The 13,263-nt window shown below is 57.9% G+C and carries 15 protein-coding genes and 1 tRNA gene; 7 read left to right on the forward strand and 9 right to left on the reverse strand.

What is annotated here, in order from left to right; all coding sequences use genetic code 11:
• Window positions 1-218: 218 nt before the first annotated feature.
• The 6 genes from AC3IUA_RS25780 to queA form a co-directional block, all read right to left on the reverse strand.
• On the reverse strand, window positions 219-767 hold the full coding sequence (locus tag AC3IUA_RS25780) for a glycine zipper 2TM domain-containing protein (RefSeq protein ID WP_489357661.1): 549 nt from the start codon (window positions 765-767) through the stop codon (window positions 219-221).
• Window positions 768-889: 122 nt separating this feature from the next.
• The gene (gene secF / locus AC3IUA_RS25785) at window positions 890-1,804 is read right to left on the reverse strand and encodes a protein translocase subunit SecF (RefSeq protein WP_489357662.1); all 915 of its coding nucleotides are present in this window, start codon (window positions 1,802-1,804) and stop codon (window positions 890-892) included.
• 9 nt (window positions 1,805-1,813) lie between these two features.
• Window positions 1,814-3,682 (reverse strand): protein translocase subunit SecD, encoded by a 1,869-nt coding sequence (gene secD, locus AC3IUA_RS25790; protein ID WP_489357663.1) that lies wholly within the window; start codon window positions 3,680-3,682, stop codon window positions 1,814-1,816.
• A gap of 62 nt (window positions 3,683-3,744) precedes the next feature.
• On the reverse strand, window positions 3,745-4,080 hold the full coding sequence (gene yajC / locus AC3IUA_RS25795) for a preprotein translocase subunit YajC (protein ID WP_150802004.1): 336 nt from the start codon (window positions 4,078-4,080) through the stop codon (window positions 3,745-3,747).
• Between the two features lie 42 nt (window positions 4,081-4,122).
• Window positions 4,123-5,238, reverse strand: coding sequence for a tRNA guanosine(34) transglycosylase Tgt (tgt, locus tag AC3IUA_RS25800; protein WP_489362482.1), 1,116 nt, complete (start codon window positions 5,236-5,238; stop codon window positions 4,123-4,125).
• Between the two features lie 5 nt (window positions 5,239-5,243).
• Window positions 5,244-6,308: a tRNA preQ1(34) S-adenosylmethionine ribosyltransferase-isomerase QueA gene (gene queA, locus AC3IUA_RS25805; RefSeq protein ID WP_489357664.1), complete on the reverse strand. Its 1,065-nt coding sequence runs from the start codon at window positions 6,306-6,308 to the stop codon at window positions 5,244-5,246.
• A 108-nt stretch (window positions 6,309-6,416) separates the two neighbouring features.
• Between queA and AC3IUA_RS25810 the strand changes: the two genes are divergently transcribed.
• From AC3IUA_RS25810 to AC3IUA_RS25835, 6 genes are all read left to right on the forward strand, one after another.
• Window positions 6,417-6,501 (forward strand) — tRNA-Leu (locus tag AC3IUA_RS25810).
• Between the two features lie 163 nt (window positions 6,502-6,664).
• Window positions 6,665-6,994 carry a hypothetical protein gene (locus AC3IUA_RS25815; RefSeq protein ID WP_489357665.1) on the forward strand — a complete coding sequence of 110 codons (330 nt, stop codon included), beginning with the start codon at window positions 6,665-6,667 and terminating at the stop codon, window positions 6,992-6,994.
• A gap of 604 nt (window positions 6,995-7,598) precedes the next feature.
• A complete protein-coding gene (locus tag AC3IUA_RS25820) occupies window positions 7,599-7,970 on the forward strand; it encodes a DUF6124 family protein (RefSeq protein WP_489357666.1) in 372 nt (123 codons plus the stop codon).
• A 456-nt stretch (window positions 7,971-8,426) separates the two neighbouring features.
• Window positions 8,427-8,927: a hypothetical protein gene (locus AC3IUA_RS25825; protein WP_489357667.1), complete on the forward strand. Its 501-nt coding sequence runs from the start codon at window positions 8,427-8,429 to the stop codon at window positions 8,925-8,927.
• Window positions 8,920-10,335, forward strand: coding sequence for a PAAR domain-containing protein (locus AC3IUA_RS25830; protein WP_489357668.1), 1,416 nt, complete (start codon window positions 8,920-8,922; stop codon window positions 10,333-10,335). The genes AC3IUA_RS25825 and AC3IUA_RS25830 overlap by 8 nt, the downstream gene beginning before the upstream one ends.
• Window positions 10,332-10,718 (forward strand): hypothetical protein, encoded by a 387-nt coding sequence (locus AC3IUA_RS25835; RefSeq protein WP_489357669.1) that lies wholly within the window; start codon window positions 10,332-10,334, stop codon window positions 10,716-10,718. The genes AC3IUA_RS25830 and AC3IUA_RS25835 overlap by 4 nt, the downstream gene beginning before the upstream one ends.
• 92 nt (window positions 10,719-10,810) lie before the next feature.
• Here AC3IUA_RS25835 and AC3IUA_RS25840 read toward each other — a convergent pair whose 3' ends face one another.
• The 3 genes from AC3IUA_RS25840 to AC3IUA_RS25850 form a co-directional block, all read right to left on the reverse strand.
• Entirely contained in the window at window positions 10,811-11,197 is a 387-nt protein-coding gene (locus AC3IUA_RS25840; protein WP_489357670.1) for a hypothetical protein, read from the reverse strand.
• A 26-nt stretch (window positions 11,198-11,223) separates the two neighbouring features.
• Entirely contained in the window at window positions 11,224-11,634 is a 411-nt protein-coding gene (locus tag AC3IUA_RS25845; RefSeq protein WP_489357671.1) for a cupin domain-containing protein, read from the reverse strand.
• A 116-nt stretch (window positions 11,635-11,750) separates the two neighbouring features.
• Entirely contained in the window at window positions 11,751-12,083 is a 333-nt protein-coding gene (locus AC3IUA_RS25850) for a hypothetical protein (RefSeq protein WP_489357672.1), read from the reverse strand.
• A gap of 62 nt (window positions 12,084-12,145) precedes the next feature.
• On the opposite strand from AC3IUA_RS25850, the gene AC3IUA_RS25855 reads away from it, so the two are divergent.
• On the forward strand, window positions 12,146-13,111 hold the full coding sequence (locus tag AC3IUA_RS25855) for a GlxA family transcriptional regulator (RefSeq protein ID WP_489357673.1): 966 nt from the start codon (window positions 12,146-12,148) through the stop codon (window positions 13,109-13,111).
• The last annotated feature ends 152 nt before the right edge of the window (window positions 13,112-13,263 follow it).

Genomic DNA, 13,263 nt, shown 5'->3' on the forward strand with positions numbered 1-13,263 from the left:
CAACTGTGGAAGCGGGCTTGCTCGCGATGAGGGTCTCACATTCGATATCGATGTTGCCTGACAATCCGCTATCGCGGGCAAGCCCGCTCCCACAGGATCAGGATCAAAAGATCGCAGCCTGCGGCAGCTCCTACGGGGGATTGGTGGTATCTCACAAATCTCACGTACAAAAAAAGCACCCCGCAGGGTGCTTCTTTTTGTGCCTGAAAGTCAGCTCATCATTGAGCAGGTTCGTTTTGCCCCAGAACCAGCTGGCCTTCTTTGTTGACCGGAATCTGGTTGCCGGGATCACGATCCATGCGCACTTTGCCTTCCTTGCCATCCAGCGAATACTTCACGTCGTAACCGACGATCTTGTCACTGATGTCATTGACCGTGTTGCAGCGAGTTTGAGTCTCGGTGTAGGTATCACGATTCTGCATGCCTTCCTGGACCTTGTTGCCGGCGTAACCGCCGCCAACCGCGCCCGCAACGGTGGCAATCTTCTTGCCGGTCCCGCCGCCAACCTGATTGCCCAAGAGACCACCCGCCACTGCACCGAGCACGGTACCGGCGATCTGGTGTTGATCTTTCACCGGCGCCTGCCGGGTCACCGTGACGTCCTTGCAGACCTCACGCGGGGTTTTGATCTGAGTCTTGACCGGTTCGACTGCCAGCACTTGCGCATACTCAGGGCCGCTCTTAACCAGGTTATAGGTGGCAACAGCGCCCCCTGCGGTCACACCGACAGCACCCAGTACAGCACCAACGAGCATCGACTTGTTCATCATGAACCTCCTGACCATCACATGCGGGACAAGCCCGCGCTTCTCCCAGCCTTGGAGCACAAAAAAAGGCGCGAGTTCAATACTCGCGCCTTTTTGGGTGATGCCAGAAGCGACGTTTGCCGTTATGGGCGGTCGTCTACTTCCTTTTCAGTGATGGCCGGAGGAATCAGATCCTCGGTGGTCAGGTTCAGCCAGATTAGCACCACGTTGGCGATGTAGATCGACGAGTAGGTACCCGCCATAACACCGACAAACAGCGCGATGGAGAAGCCGAACAGGTTGTCACCACCGAAAAACAACAGCGCCGCGATCGCCAGCAAGGTGGAGATCGAGGTCGCCATGGTCCGCAGCAGGGTTTGCGTGGTCGAGATATTGATGTTCTCGATCAGGCTCGCCTTGCGCAGCACCCGGAAGTTCTCACGAACCCGGTCGAATACCACAATGGTGTCGTTCAGCGAGTAACCGATGATCGCCAATACCGCCGCCAGCACCGTCAGGTCGAAGGTGATCTGGAAGAACGAGAGGATACCCAGGGTCACCACCACGTCGTGGATCAGCGAAACGATGGCACCGACCGCGAACTTCCACTGAAAGCGGAAAGCCAGGTAGAGCATGATACCGCCCAGCGCCATCAGCATGCCGAGGCCGCCCTGGTCGCGCAGCTCTTCACCCACCTGCGGGCCGACGAACTCGACGCGCTTGACCACGGCCGGGTTGTCGCCGCCGACTTTCTGCAGCGCTTGCGCGACCTGATGACCCAGTTGCGGGTCTTCACCAGGCATGCGCACCAGCAGATCGGTAGTCGCACCAAAGCTCTGCACAATGGCGTCGCCATAACCGGCCTCAGCCAGCTGGCCACGCACCTTGGAGACATCGGCCGGACGTTCGTAGGTCAGCTCGATGAGCGTACCGCCGGTGAAGTCCAGACCGTAGTTCAGGCCCTTCTGGAACCAGCTGAACAACGCCAGAACGGTAAGGAGCAATGTGACGCCGAACGCAATGTTGCGAACGCCCATGAAGTTGATTGTACGTAACATGGCAGCCCCTTAAATCCACAACTTCTTGAAGTCACGACCGCCGAAGATCAGGTTGACCATCGCGCGGGTCACCATGATGGCCGTGAACATCGAGGTAAAGATCCCGAGGGACATGGTCACCGCAAAGCCTTTGACCGGGCCGGTGCCCATGGCAAAGAGAATCCCGCCGACCAACAGCGTGGTCAGGTTGGAGTCGAGAATCGCGGTAAAGGCCCGGCCGAAGCCTTCGTTGATTGCCCGCTGCACGGACATGCCGGCAGCGATCTCTTCACGGATCCGCGAGAAGATCAGTACGTTGGCGTCGACCGCCATACCCATGGTCAACACGATACCGGCGATACCCGGCAGGGTCAGCGTCGCACCCAGCAAGGACATCAAGGCCAGCAGCATCACCATGTTCACCGCCAGCGCGACCGTGGCAATGATGCCGAAGAAGCGGTAGATGGCAATGATGAACAGCGAAACGAACAGCATGCCCCACAGGGAAGCATTGACGCCCTTGACGATATTGTCGGCACCCAGGCTCGGGCCAATGGTGCGCTCTTCAGCGAAGTACATCGGCGCCGCCAGGCCACCGGCACGCAGCAGCAGGGCCAGCTCGGAAGACTCGCCCTGGCCGGTCAGGCCGGTGATGCGGAACTGGCTGCCCAGTGGCGACTGGATGGTCGCCAGGCTGATGATCTTCTTCTCTTCCTTGAAGGTCTGCACCGGCACGTCTTTCTCGACACCGTTGACCACCTGCTTGGTGTAGGTGGTCACCGGCCGTTGCTCGATGAAGATCACCGCCATGCTGCGACCGACGTTACTGCGCGTCGAACGACTCATCAGCTCGCCGCCGTGGCCGTCGAGCTTGATGTTCACCTGCGGACGACCCTGCTCATCGAAACCTGCCTGAGCGTCGGTCACCTGGTCACCGGTGATGATCAGGCCACGTTCGATCTGTGCCGGCGGACGACCGCCTTCACGGAACTCGAACGACTCGGAACTGGCTTTCGAAGCCCCTGCATCGGCGGCCAGACGGAATTCAAGGTTGGCAGTCTTGCCGAGGATCCGCTTGGCTTCAGCGGTGTCCTGCACGCCCGGCAGCTCAACCACGATACGGTTGGCACCCTGACGCTGAACGATAGGCTCGGCAACACCCAGCTCGTTGACGCGGTTACGTACCGTGGTCAAGTTCTGCTTGATGGAGTATTCGCGGATTTCCGCCAGCTTGGCCGGGGTCATCGCCAGACGCAGCACCGGCTGACCATTGAGGTCGGCAGCGGTCACTTCAAAATCGTTGAAATTCTTGCGGACCAGCGCACGGGCCTGTTCGCGGGTAGCCTCATCAGTGAAGCCCAGCTGAATGGCACCCTCGAGTTGCGGCAGGCTGCGATAACGCACCTTCTCTTTGCGCAACAGGCTCTTGACGTCGCCTTCATAGACTTTCAGGCGTGCATCGAGGGCTTTATCCATGTCCACTTCCAACAGGAAGTGCACACCACCAGACAAGTCCAGACCCAGCTTCATCGGGTGCGCGCCAAGGCTGCGCAGCCATTGTGGAGTGGTTTGTGCCAGGTTCAGCGCAACGACATAGTCATCACCCAGGGCCTTGCGCACGACGTCTTTGGCCGGAAGCTGATCTTCCTGCTTGCTCAGACGCAACAAACCGCCCTTGCCTTTCTCCGCCAGACTGGCAGCCTTGACGTTGATCCCGGCGTCGGTGAGCGCTTTGCTCGCCCGATCCAGATCAGCCTGAGAGACCTGCAGCGCAGTACTTGCACCACTGATCTGAATGGCCGGATCGTCAGGGTATAAATTGGGAGCGGAATAAATAGAGCCGATCGCCAGCACCGCCAGGATCAGTATGTATTTCCACAGAGGGTATTTGTTCAGCATCACGCCGCCCGCTTATGACGCGGGGCGCCTTGCGCGCCCCGTCGATTGGTAAAAGTTGGAACTTAGATCGCTTTGAGCGTGCCTTTTGGCAGCGTGGCGGCGATAGCGCCCTTCTGGAACTTCAGCTCTACCTGGTCGGAAACTTCGAGCACCACGAAATCATCGGCCACTTTGGTGATCTTGCCGGCGATACCGCCAGTGGTCACGACTTCGTCACCCTTTTGCAGGTTGCCCAGCAGCGCTTTTTGCTCTTTGGCGCGCTTGGCCTGTGGACGCCAGATCATCAGGTAGAAGATGACCAGGAAGCCGACCAGGAAAATCCACTCAAAACCACCGCCCATTGGGCCGGCAGCAGGTGCTGCAGCATCAGCCATGGCATTAGAGATAAAAAAGCTCATTTAGCACTCCAGTTGCAATATTGAATCTTAGGGTCAGAAAACTCAGTCCAAAGGCGGAACAGGCAGCCCGCGCTTGGCATAGAAGGCATCGACAAAGGCGGCCAATGTACCCTGTTGAATAGACTCGCGCAAACCAGCCATAAGCACCTGGTAATGGCGCAAATTGTGGATGGTATTCAACATGCTACCCAGCATTTCGCCGCATTTGTCCAGATGATGCAGATAAGCGCGGGAGAAGTTCTGGCAGGTGTAGCAATCGCAGGTCGGATCCAGCGGCGAATCATCATGGCGATGGAACGCGTTGCGGATCTTCAGCACACCGGTGTCGATGAACAGATGCCCATTGCGGGCATTGCGGGTTGGCATCACGCAATCGAACATGTCCACACCGCGGCGCACACCCTCAACCAGATCTTCCGGTTTGCCAACACCCATAAGGTAACGAGGTTTGTCAGCGGGCATCAAGCCTGGCAGGTAATCCAGCACCTTGATCATCTCGTGCTTGGGCTCGCCCACCGACAGACCACCGATGGCCAGGCCATCGAAGCCGATCTTGTCGAGGCCTTCCAGGGAGCGCATACGCAGGTCCTGGTGCATCCCGCCCTGAACAATACCGAACAGTGCGGCGGTATTCTCGCCATGGGCATTCTTCGAACGCTGGGCCCAGCGCAACGACAGCTCCATGGAGACCCGCGCCACGTCTTCATCGGCCGGGTACGGCGTGCATTCGTCGAAAATCATCACGATGTCCGAGCCCAGGTCGCGCTGGACCTGCATCGACTCTTCCGGGCCCATGAAAACTTTCGCGCCATCGACCGGCGAGGCGAAGGTCACGCCCTCCTCCTTGATCTTGCGCATGGCGCCCAGGCTGAACACCTGGAAACCACCGGAGTCGGTCAGAATCGGGCCTTTCCACTGCATGAAGTCGTGCAGGTCGCCGTGCTTCTTGATCACTTCCGTGCCAGGACGCAGCCACAGGTGGAAGGTGTTGCCCAGGATGATCTCGGCGCCGGTGGCGGTGATATCCCGCGGCAACATGCCCTTGACCGTGCCATAGGTACCGACCGGCATGAACGCCGGGGTTTCAACGGTACCGCGGGGAAAGGTCAGACGACCACGACGAGCCTTGCCATCAGTGGCGAGCAACTCAAAAGACATACGACTCATGCATGATCCTCAGGGGCCAAACCCTTGGGGGCAGTTGGCGCAGGGTTACGGGTGATGAACATCGCATCACCGTAGCTGAAAAAGCGGTACCCATGCTCGACGGCCGCTGCATAGGCAGCCATGGTTTCGGGATAACCGGCGAACGCCGAAACCAGCATTAACAATGTGGATTCAGGCAAATGGAAGTTGGTCACCAGGGCATCGACCACATGGAACGGCCGGCCCGGGAAAATAAAGATATCGGTATCGCCGCTGAACGGCTTGAGCACGCCATCGCGGGCCGCGCTTTCCAGCGAACGCACGCTGGTGGTGCCCACCGCCACCACCCGCCCGCCACGGGCCCGGCAGGCCGCCACTGCATCCACCACTTCCTGGCTGACTTCCAGCCATTCGTTATGCATGTGGTGATCTTCGAGACGCTCCACGCGCACCGGCTGGAACGTCCCGGCGCCAACGTGCAAGGTCACAAACGCGGTCTCGACGCCCTTGGCGGCAATCGCCTCCATCAGCGGCTGATCGAAATGCAGCCCCGCGGTCGGCGCCGCCACCGCGCCCAAACGCGCGGCATACACCGTCTGATAACGCTCGCGGTCCGAGCCTTCATCCGGGCGGTCTATATAAGGAGGCAACGGCATATGCCCGACGCGATCGAGCAGCGGCAGCACTTCCTCGGCAAACTTCAACTCGAACAACGCATCATGGCGCGCCAGCATCTCGGCCTCGCCCCCGCCGTCGATCTGGATCGTCGAACCGGGCTTGGGCGACTTGCTGGAACGCACATGGGCCAGCACGCGGTGACTGTCGAGCACCCGTTCGATGAGGATTTCCAGCTTGCCGCCGGAAGCCTTATGGCCAAACAGCCGCGCCGGAATCACCCGGGTATTGTTGAACACCATCAAATCGCCCGGGCGCAAAAGCTCGAGCAGATCAGTGAATTGACGGTGTGCCAGAGCGCCGCTGACCCCATCCAGGGTCAACAGGCGACTACTGCGACGCTCAGCCAAAGGATGGCGAGCAATCAAGGAATCAGGGAGCTCGAAGGTAAAGTCAGCAACGCGCATGATGGAGTTCGTCTAGCAGGGCCGGGAAGTTTAGCGGAAATAGTCAAAATTGACCATGAAACGTGATTGACCAACGGTAATCTCATCTCTATACTTCGCCGCCATTGAGCCCTGATGGCGGAATTGGTAGACGCGGCGGATTCAAAATCCGTTTTCGAAAGGAGTGGGAGTTCGAGTCTCCCTCGGGGCACCAAAATCAAGAAAGGCCTTGCATTGCAAGGCCTTTTTTTATGCCCGCAAAAAACTCCCGGCCTCACCACCGCTCCCCGTGTAGGAGCTGCCGCAGGCTGCGATCTTTTGATCTTGCTCACCACGCCCCCCCTCGCCCGGCAGAACATTTCACAAGGATTCCCCCCATGGAACTTCCACTGGAAACCGTCGCCCTCTTCTCCCTCAAACTGGCTTACGAAACGGAAGGTCAAAGCCCGATCCTGCGTGACGACCCGATAATGAGCAGCTATCAGCAGGAAGTATTCGGCTTGCTGGTGCGCAGAGGTGATGTCGAGACGATCCAGCTTAAAGTCGATGAATGCCTGGGTTTGGCGCTGAAAGCGGTAGGCGGTGCCAATACGCCGCTAGGTCGCGAGCTGCATAGGTTGTCAGCGGATTTCGGCGCTGCTAAGACCCTGGAGCAGCTTCATGCCCCGCTCATCGCGCTCAAGGACTACTTGAAAGACATTCAGTGAATGATGGGACCACACGCAAATCGGTTACATCCTTTACACCCACCTACTCTGGCCTCTTGGCGTTAACCGCCCAAGGCCGCGATCTTTTGATTCTGATCGCCGCAATAACACACCCTGCGACGCGCTCCGCCGCAACGGGAATCACCACATCCCCCCGTAGGAGCTGCCGCAGGCTGCGATCTTTTGATCCTGATCCTGCTTTTGATCTTGACCTGCTATTGATCATCCCCCCACCCCACCTGCCCGCCGCCCAAACAAAACGACATGACCCAACGACCTTCCACCCCCCGCCACTGACTACACCACCTTGCGCCATTACCTACAAATCCCCCAGAATCCGCCCGCTTGTGCGCCTTGCCCCACGCCACTAACGTTCTCCTGTCGCTGCCCATCAGCGATCGGGTTTAGTAGCTCGTGGTTTTCCAAGGTGCATAGCGCTCCAATCAGTCAGGTATTCCCTTTACCTGCATTTGATGGTGGCTGTGCGTAGGGCGCCCTCGGGCGCGCCGGTTCCTTGGATCCCCGGTCTACTAACCTGCGTACAGCTGCCACCCCTTCGTTTAGTAGCGAATCGGTGGCAACTCCAAACTAAGGATCCGAGAGAATGTACAAAGTAACCCCCAATCCCCCCGAAATCCCAAACGTTTCCCCCTACGAATCCCTCGATTCAAAAAAACTCCACGAGGCCGCCTACCGAGCCCTCGATCACTACCTGCCCCCACCACCATCAAACAAACCGCGCTCCAACGACCAGCGCCCCAACCAATTCTTCACCGTCGCCCCAGACATCAACCCCGAAGCCCTGATGGCCCACACCTACGAAACATTCTGCTCAGCCAGCACCCTGACGTTGGATCTTTCCGATGACCTGGAAGGCAAACACCGCAACCTCGCACTGGCGATATACAGCCTGATGGAACTGGGGTTGTTGTTGATCGAAAAGACGCTGGATCGCGAACATTCGGTGAAGCTGTAGACAGTTAGCACAAGCGCGCCCGCGTCGATCGCGGGCGCGCCAGAGTTGAAGGGGTTTGGTGCGAATGGCGCCGAGCGCAGAACCTTTGGGGAGGGGGCTTCGATACGCGCTGAATCAGTCCGTCAAACCGGCTGAATAGCTGATTCAACAGCAACAAAGGAGACCGGTTTTTTTTCAAGAAACCAACAAGCCGAGAAACAAATCCGTCTCCCATTTCCCACTTCCCCCGGGCAGCTTTTAGTTTCGGCGGGCATGACTGGGTTGTCGTGTAGGAAACAGATTTATTTCTTTGCGTCATTTCCTGTTCGCTCCTGATGCCCTGCCATTGGGGCGGCGACGCTGCTAGCGTCCCACCGTCTTATTCGTCATCGCCCCGATATTCGCCCGGCTCAGTGCTCTTGCCGAGGGTAAAGGGGAAAAGCAGCCCCAAAGCCTCCAAGGATCAGGACCATAGAAATGAACGCACCGTTGCACTCCTTGTATACCAACAAAGTCTCCCCAGAACTTCTCCGCCGCCTGGACGACTCGCCCTTCACCGAGGAGCAACTTGCGGGATTTGACGACGAAGTCATGGCGATCATTCGTCAGCAGCGGGCTTACGCTGAAGAACATCCCCCTCGCGCGATTTACCGAGTCGCAACCGAGGGCAGTCAAACCCGTGACGGTGGGGTGATCCAGCAGGCAGCAGCGCCGCTGGTGTTCACATTGGAGAGCGGTCAGACAGTAAGTGCAGCACAGAAAGGCGATTACGTCGTGTATGCCGATGGCGGTACGGCGCAGATCGTCACGGGCGCGGGACAAGGGAATAGCCATCTAGCGCTGGTCGGCAGCCGTCTTTGCAATGGCGACGAGATCATCAATACATTGCAAGGCGGTTCTTTGTTCGTTGCGCGTGAAGGCGTATCGATGGCTGAGGATTTTTTGCCCTCTATCGAGGGAGTAGAAACCAATGAGTAAGGGATATTTCATTGGCCTGGATGACAAGACCACTTGCGGCGGAAAAGTCCTGGATGGTGATACCCGAGTCATGATGTTTGGCATCGCCCATGCTCGCGATGGTGATCGAGTCACCTGTGGCAAGGACGGCAAGACTTATCAAATCGTCGGTGGCATTTCGTACATGATCAGTCATGGCAAAGCCGTGGCTGGCACGCTGGATAGCCATAGTAATTGTCCCTGTAAAGCTCAGCTGATCCCCTCGATATTCACAGCCAGCTATCAGAATGAGGCAAGCCCTGCGCCGCAAGCTACCAGGAGAGCCGCTCAACCGACCCCTCCTGCCGCGACCAGCCGCTCGGTAGCGCCGCGTCAATCCGGTTTCTCCCCTATATCGAGCAATCCAGCTTCAGCGCTGTTCAACAGCGCAGAGGCCCAGGAACCTGGCTTCTATGTTGTGCCCAAAAGCATGACCCGCGAAGCATTGGAAGCTACGCTTTTCTCCACGCGCGACCCGGCCGTGATGAGCAAGTTTCATGCGCTCAACCCTGATCCAGGCGACATCAAAGCTGGCTCAATGATCGTGCTGAGCGATCCGAACAACTTGCAGTGCACTCGTGAAGAAGCCTTGCTGATGGAAGCGGCGGCGAAGGTCAATAACGCGCTTAAACCGCTGACGCCGGAAGAGGCAGATTTCATGGCGCGGCACCGTGACGAAATCGAAACATTCCTGGCCCGGGGCTCAACGGCTATCGGTATCGGCGAGGCAATGTTCGCGAATAAACTGGAGAACGTGAAAACGGCACTGAAAGACATTGAAGCTCTCCACCAACGAACCTTCCAAAGAGAGGGGCACCTAAAATCACCAGAATTTTTCGCCGAACGTAGGCAACTACTGGCAAAACTTGATACCCACCTGACGACCATAATCCGCAAAGGCACAGGCTTTCCCGATCATCCCAATCTGAAGTCGGCGCTGGGTATTTCCAGCCGTAGTCTGGTTCACCGCTGGAGCCAGGCCGGTGCCCCGCAACAGATACCGGGTTACGCGACGCACATCGACGGCGTGACCAAAGCGGCCAGGTACGTCAAACATGGCGGCTGGCTTGGTACGGCGATCGGTGGTGGCGCCTCTTACATGAAGGTCCAGGACGTGTGCGCAGCGGGTAATACCGAGGCGTGCGAGCGCATCAAATTCACCGAAGGCGGAAGCTTTGCCGGTGGGATCATTGGGGGGGCAGTGATAGGTTCTGTGTTAACGGGTCCCGCCCTCGGAACTATTTGTCTCGCAGTGGGAGTGCCCACCGCTGGTGTAGGTACTCTTGTGTGTGGTGTCGTGGTGGTTGGTGTCGGTTCTTTGGCTGCAGGGAAGATTGGTGAGGCAGGCGGTGAAGCGATAGCTGAGAAAATTTATGAGGTGGTCAAGTGAGTTTGAACACCGCGGATAAAATATTTCTGATAGTCGGATTAATAGGTTTCGGAGGGGGAATCGTTTGGATTGGAGTCATGTTGTACCTGGCTTCTACTAAGATGGACGAGATGCTTGAACACCTTAAAAACAGCCCTACGATTATGACTTTGGCCTCACTTCGACATACTGGGCCATGGGGAAAATTGATGTTGATCGGTGGGATTTCTGGCTTCCTCGCGTTTCCTCGCGGTTATCTGAAACGCGGCTGCATCAGCACTGAAGATATCGAAAATTTTCCCGCACCGCTTAAGCGAAAGTTGAAGAGACTGCATTGTATTGGGTTAGTGCTCGCACTGATAATTGTTGGTATTGGTGTGGTGGCTATGCTTGACCTTATCTAACGTACTGATCATCCGGATCAGGACAATCGAGCCCTTCACACTAGGGCTCGTAGTCCGTAATCACTGCATCGCACCTCAAAATGTTAAGTGCTTCAAGCCCTGGAACACTCCATAGCCGTATTGATCAGCCTTCCCTTGTCATACCAGGCGTCTCTCTGGTGGACGGAATAGTGTTTCTCGCCTGCAGAACCGGACAGCTCCACAAGGCCTGAAGCTCTATCGGGATCAAGGCTTCCGATGAAAAGTTTGGTTTTGCCATTCTCCTCAACGGTAAAGGTCTCTATGCCGCCCTGAATATCATCCTTGATGCAGGCTATATAGTCCGCGTTGTCCTTGGCGGTTACCCCGGAAACATTATCGGGCCCCTGTCTTATATCGGGGTTATATGCGCAACCCGTAGCCAGCAGCAGGATGGAAAGCAACGAAACCGTGCCGTGGCTGACTGAGCTTGAGAACTTACCAACTAGTGTGCTGTTCATGGTGGTGCTCCACGTTATCGTTTGGGTCAATCGACTAGAATCAATGCGGGCTTTTTCGCATCCTTCAGGAGGAACACCAGAAACTTGGCGGGCTTCTCCTGGCTGGCGTTGCGTCCAACCGTGTGCACGTCGTCTGGTCCTTCATAAAAGCTTTGCCCAGGTGTCAGCGTGACTTCCTTGCCGCCCTTCACGCCCATGACGATGGAGCCTTCGAGCACGTAGATGAAGCCATGGGCGTCATGACGATGAACCGGATCGGCACCGCCGGGCGGAAACTCTACCGTGATCATCAGCCCTTCCTTTCCGGGGTACTCGGGAAGCGGTTTGACCATCACCGTAGTGACGGTCGGGAGCGGCGCGGAGACTGCCTTGTTCTCGGCCATCACGAGCCCGGTGCACACCAGGGGCAGCAGGGCGAAAAGATGATGAATTTGCATGTGGCTTTCCTCATCTGGAGTTTCTGGAACACCTCTGATTGCGTCGCCAGGGACGTAGAGGGCTGGCAGTTGGTGATCTGTAGCACGCGATCGCCAACTGCCGGCCGGCCTAGCCGCTAGCGCGGAGCGGCAGAGTTCTTGAGCCATGTCTCGAAGCGGGTCGCTCCGATGAGCGGATTGGCGCCGGGGGTCAGTGACTGGTCGTCGATCGGCGCTCCGAAGTAAGTGGCCTCAACGTCCGGGATTACCTCCCGCGGATCTTCGTTGTGTTTCAGGTAGGCTTTGGCGAACCAGACCATCGGCTGCCGGTCAGGTCCAGCCACCTCATCTGTCGGCGTGTGACGAGCGCACGGCAGCTCAAGCTGCGCTCGCGGTTGATTGGCTGGCAGGAACCACAACGGTCGTAATGCGGCACGTTGTGCATCCGCTAGAACGCCAGTGATTCGCATTGACGATCACGTTAGAAACGGAGCCTAATTCGGTCAAGGACATTGATCGTGGGATTTCAGCCATGGCCCGCCGAATCGGTTTTCTGGTCTACCCGGGCTTTGTGCTGCTGGATCTGAGTGGGCCGCTTGAAGTCTTTTCCAACGCCAGCCAACGCTCATCCTCCGATTACTTGCTGACCGTCGTTTCCATGGACGGCGGAATGGTCCGCAGTGCCTGCGGGCTTCCTGTCGTCACTGAGCCATTGCAGCCCTGCGCGTTCGACACCTTCGTGGTGGTCGGTGCACCCGAACCCCCTGAGGGCGAATGGATCGCTGAGCCGGCAGCGGCCATTCGCGACATCTCCAGGCACTCGCGCAGGACCGCCAGCGTGTGCACTGGCGCCTTTTTGTTGGCTGCCAGTGGCCTGCTCGATGGCCGAACTGCAACCACCCACTGGTACTACGCGCCGCAGTTGCAGGCGCGGCATCCGGCGGTGCGCGTCGATGGTGACCGCATGTGGAGTGAAGACGAGGGCATGTGGACGTCGGCAGGCATGTCCGCCGGCATCGACATGAGCCTGGCAATGATCGAGCAGGACCTGGGCAAAGAGACGGCGCTATCGGTCGCGCGCATGCTGATCGTTTACTACCGGCGACCTGGCGCCCAGTATCAGTGCTCTTCGCTGCTGGATTTCGATCCGGGGTCGGACCGCATTCGCACGACGCTAAGCTTCGCTCGCGAACACCTGGGCGACAATCTGTCGGTCGAGCGTCTGGCTGAGATCGCGAACCTGAGCGTGCGACAGTTCGGGCGGGCGTTCGCATCGTCTACGGGGATGACACCGGCACGGGCGGTCGAACGTCTGCGGGTGGAGGCAGCACGACCGCAAGTCGAGGATGGATGGCAGACGTTCGAGGAAATCGCGCGCCTGAATGGCTTCATCGAAGCCGGCCGCATGTGCCAAAGCTTCCTGCGGGTCGTTGGGCGCACGCCACAGGAGCTTCGACACTGCGCACGCCAGGCTGAATCCTTGCGGTTGGCGTTGTAAGGCCCAGTGGGATTTGAGCACGTCGCTTTGGAATCAGGGACGTAGTGTGATGGGTCAAAATAAATCCCCTTTTCCGCTGTCCCCTTTTCCGCTTTTGCAAACCCAAGCACGGCAATCCAGCTAAGATATGGCAGAAGGCCATCCCAAGGGAT

Source organism: Pseudomonas sp. KH_050 (assembly GCF_057838875.1).

Excerpts from the sequence above, each read along its gene's own strand:
- AC3IUA_RS25780 (WP_489357661.1), bottom strand. The coding sequence starts at position 767 with ATGAACAAGTCGATGCTCGTTGGTGCTGTACTGGGTGCTGTCGGTGTG.
- secF (WP_489357662.1), bottom strand. The coding sequence starts at position 1,804 with ATGTTACGTACAATCAACTTCATGGGCGTTCGCAACATTGCGTTCGGC.
- secD (WP_489357663.1), bottom strand. The coding sequence starts at position 3,682 with ATGCTGAACAAATACCCTCTGTGGAAATACATACTGATCCTGGCGGTG.
- yajC (WP_150802004.1), bottom strand. The coding sequence starts at position 4,080 with ATGAGCTTTTTTATCTCTAATGCCATGGCTGATGCTGCAGCACCTGCT.
- tgt (WP_489362482.1), bottom strand. The coding sequence starts at position 5,238 with ATGTCTTTTGAGTTGCTCGCCACTGATGGCAAGGCTCGTCGTGGTCGT.
- queA (WP_489357664.1), bottom strand. The coding sequence starts at position 6,308 with ATGCGCGTTGCTGACTTTACCTTCGAGCTCCCTGATTCCTTGATTGCT.
- AC3IUA_RS25815 (WP_489357665.1), top strand. The coding sequence starts at position 6,665 with ATGGAACTTCCACTGGAAACCGTCGCCCTCTTCTCCCTCAAACTGGCT.
- AC3IUA_RS25820 (WP_489357666.1), top strand. The coding sequence starts at position 7,599 with ATGTACAAAGTAACCCCCAATCCCCCCGAAATCCCAAACGTTTCCCCC.
- AC3IUA_RS25825 (WP_489357667.1), top strand. The coding sequence starts at position 8,427 with ATGAACGCACCGTTGCACTCCTTGTATACCAACAAAGTCTCCCCAGAA.
- AC3IUA_RS25830 (WP_489357668.1), top strand. The coding sequence starts at position 8,920 with ATGAGTAAGGGATATTTCATTGGCCTGGATGACAAGACCACTTGCGGC.
- AC3IUA_RS25840 (WP_489357670.1), bottom strand. The coding sequence starts at position 11,197 with ATGAACAGCACACTAGTTGGTAAGTTCTCAAGCTCAGTCAGCCACGGC.
- AC3IUA_RS25845 (WP_489357671.1), bottom strand. The coding sequence starts at position 11,634 with ATGCAAATTCATCATCTTTTCGCCCTGCTGCCCCTGGTGTGCACCGGG.
- AC3IUA_RS25850 (WP_489357672.1), bottom strand. The coding sequence starts at position 12,083 with ATGCGAATCACTGGCGTTCTAGCGGATGCACAACGTGCCGCATTACGA.
- AC3IUA_RS25855 (WP_489357673.1), top strand. The coding sequence starts at position 12,146 with ATGGCCCGCCGAATCGGTTTTCTGGTCTACCCGGGCTTTGTGCTGCTG.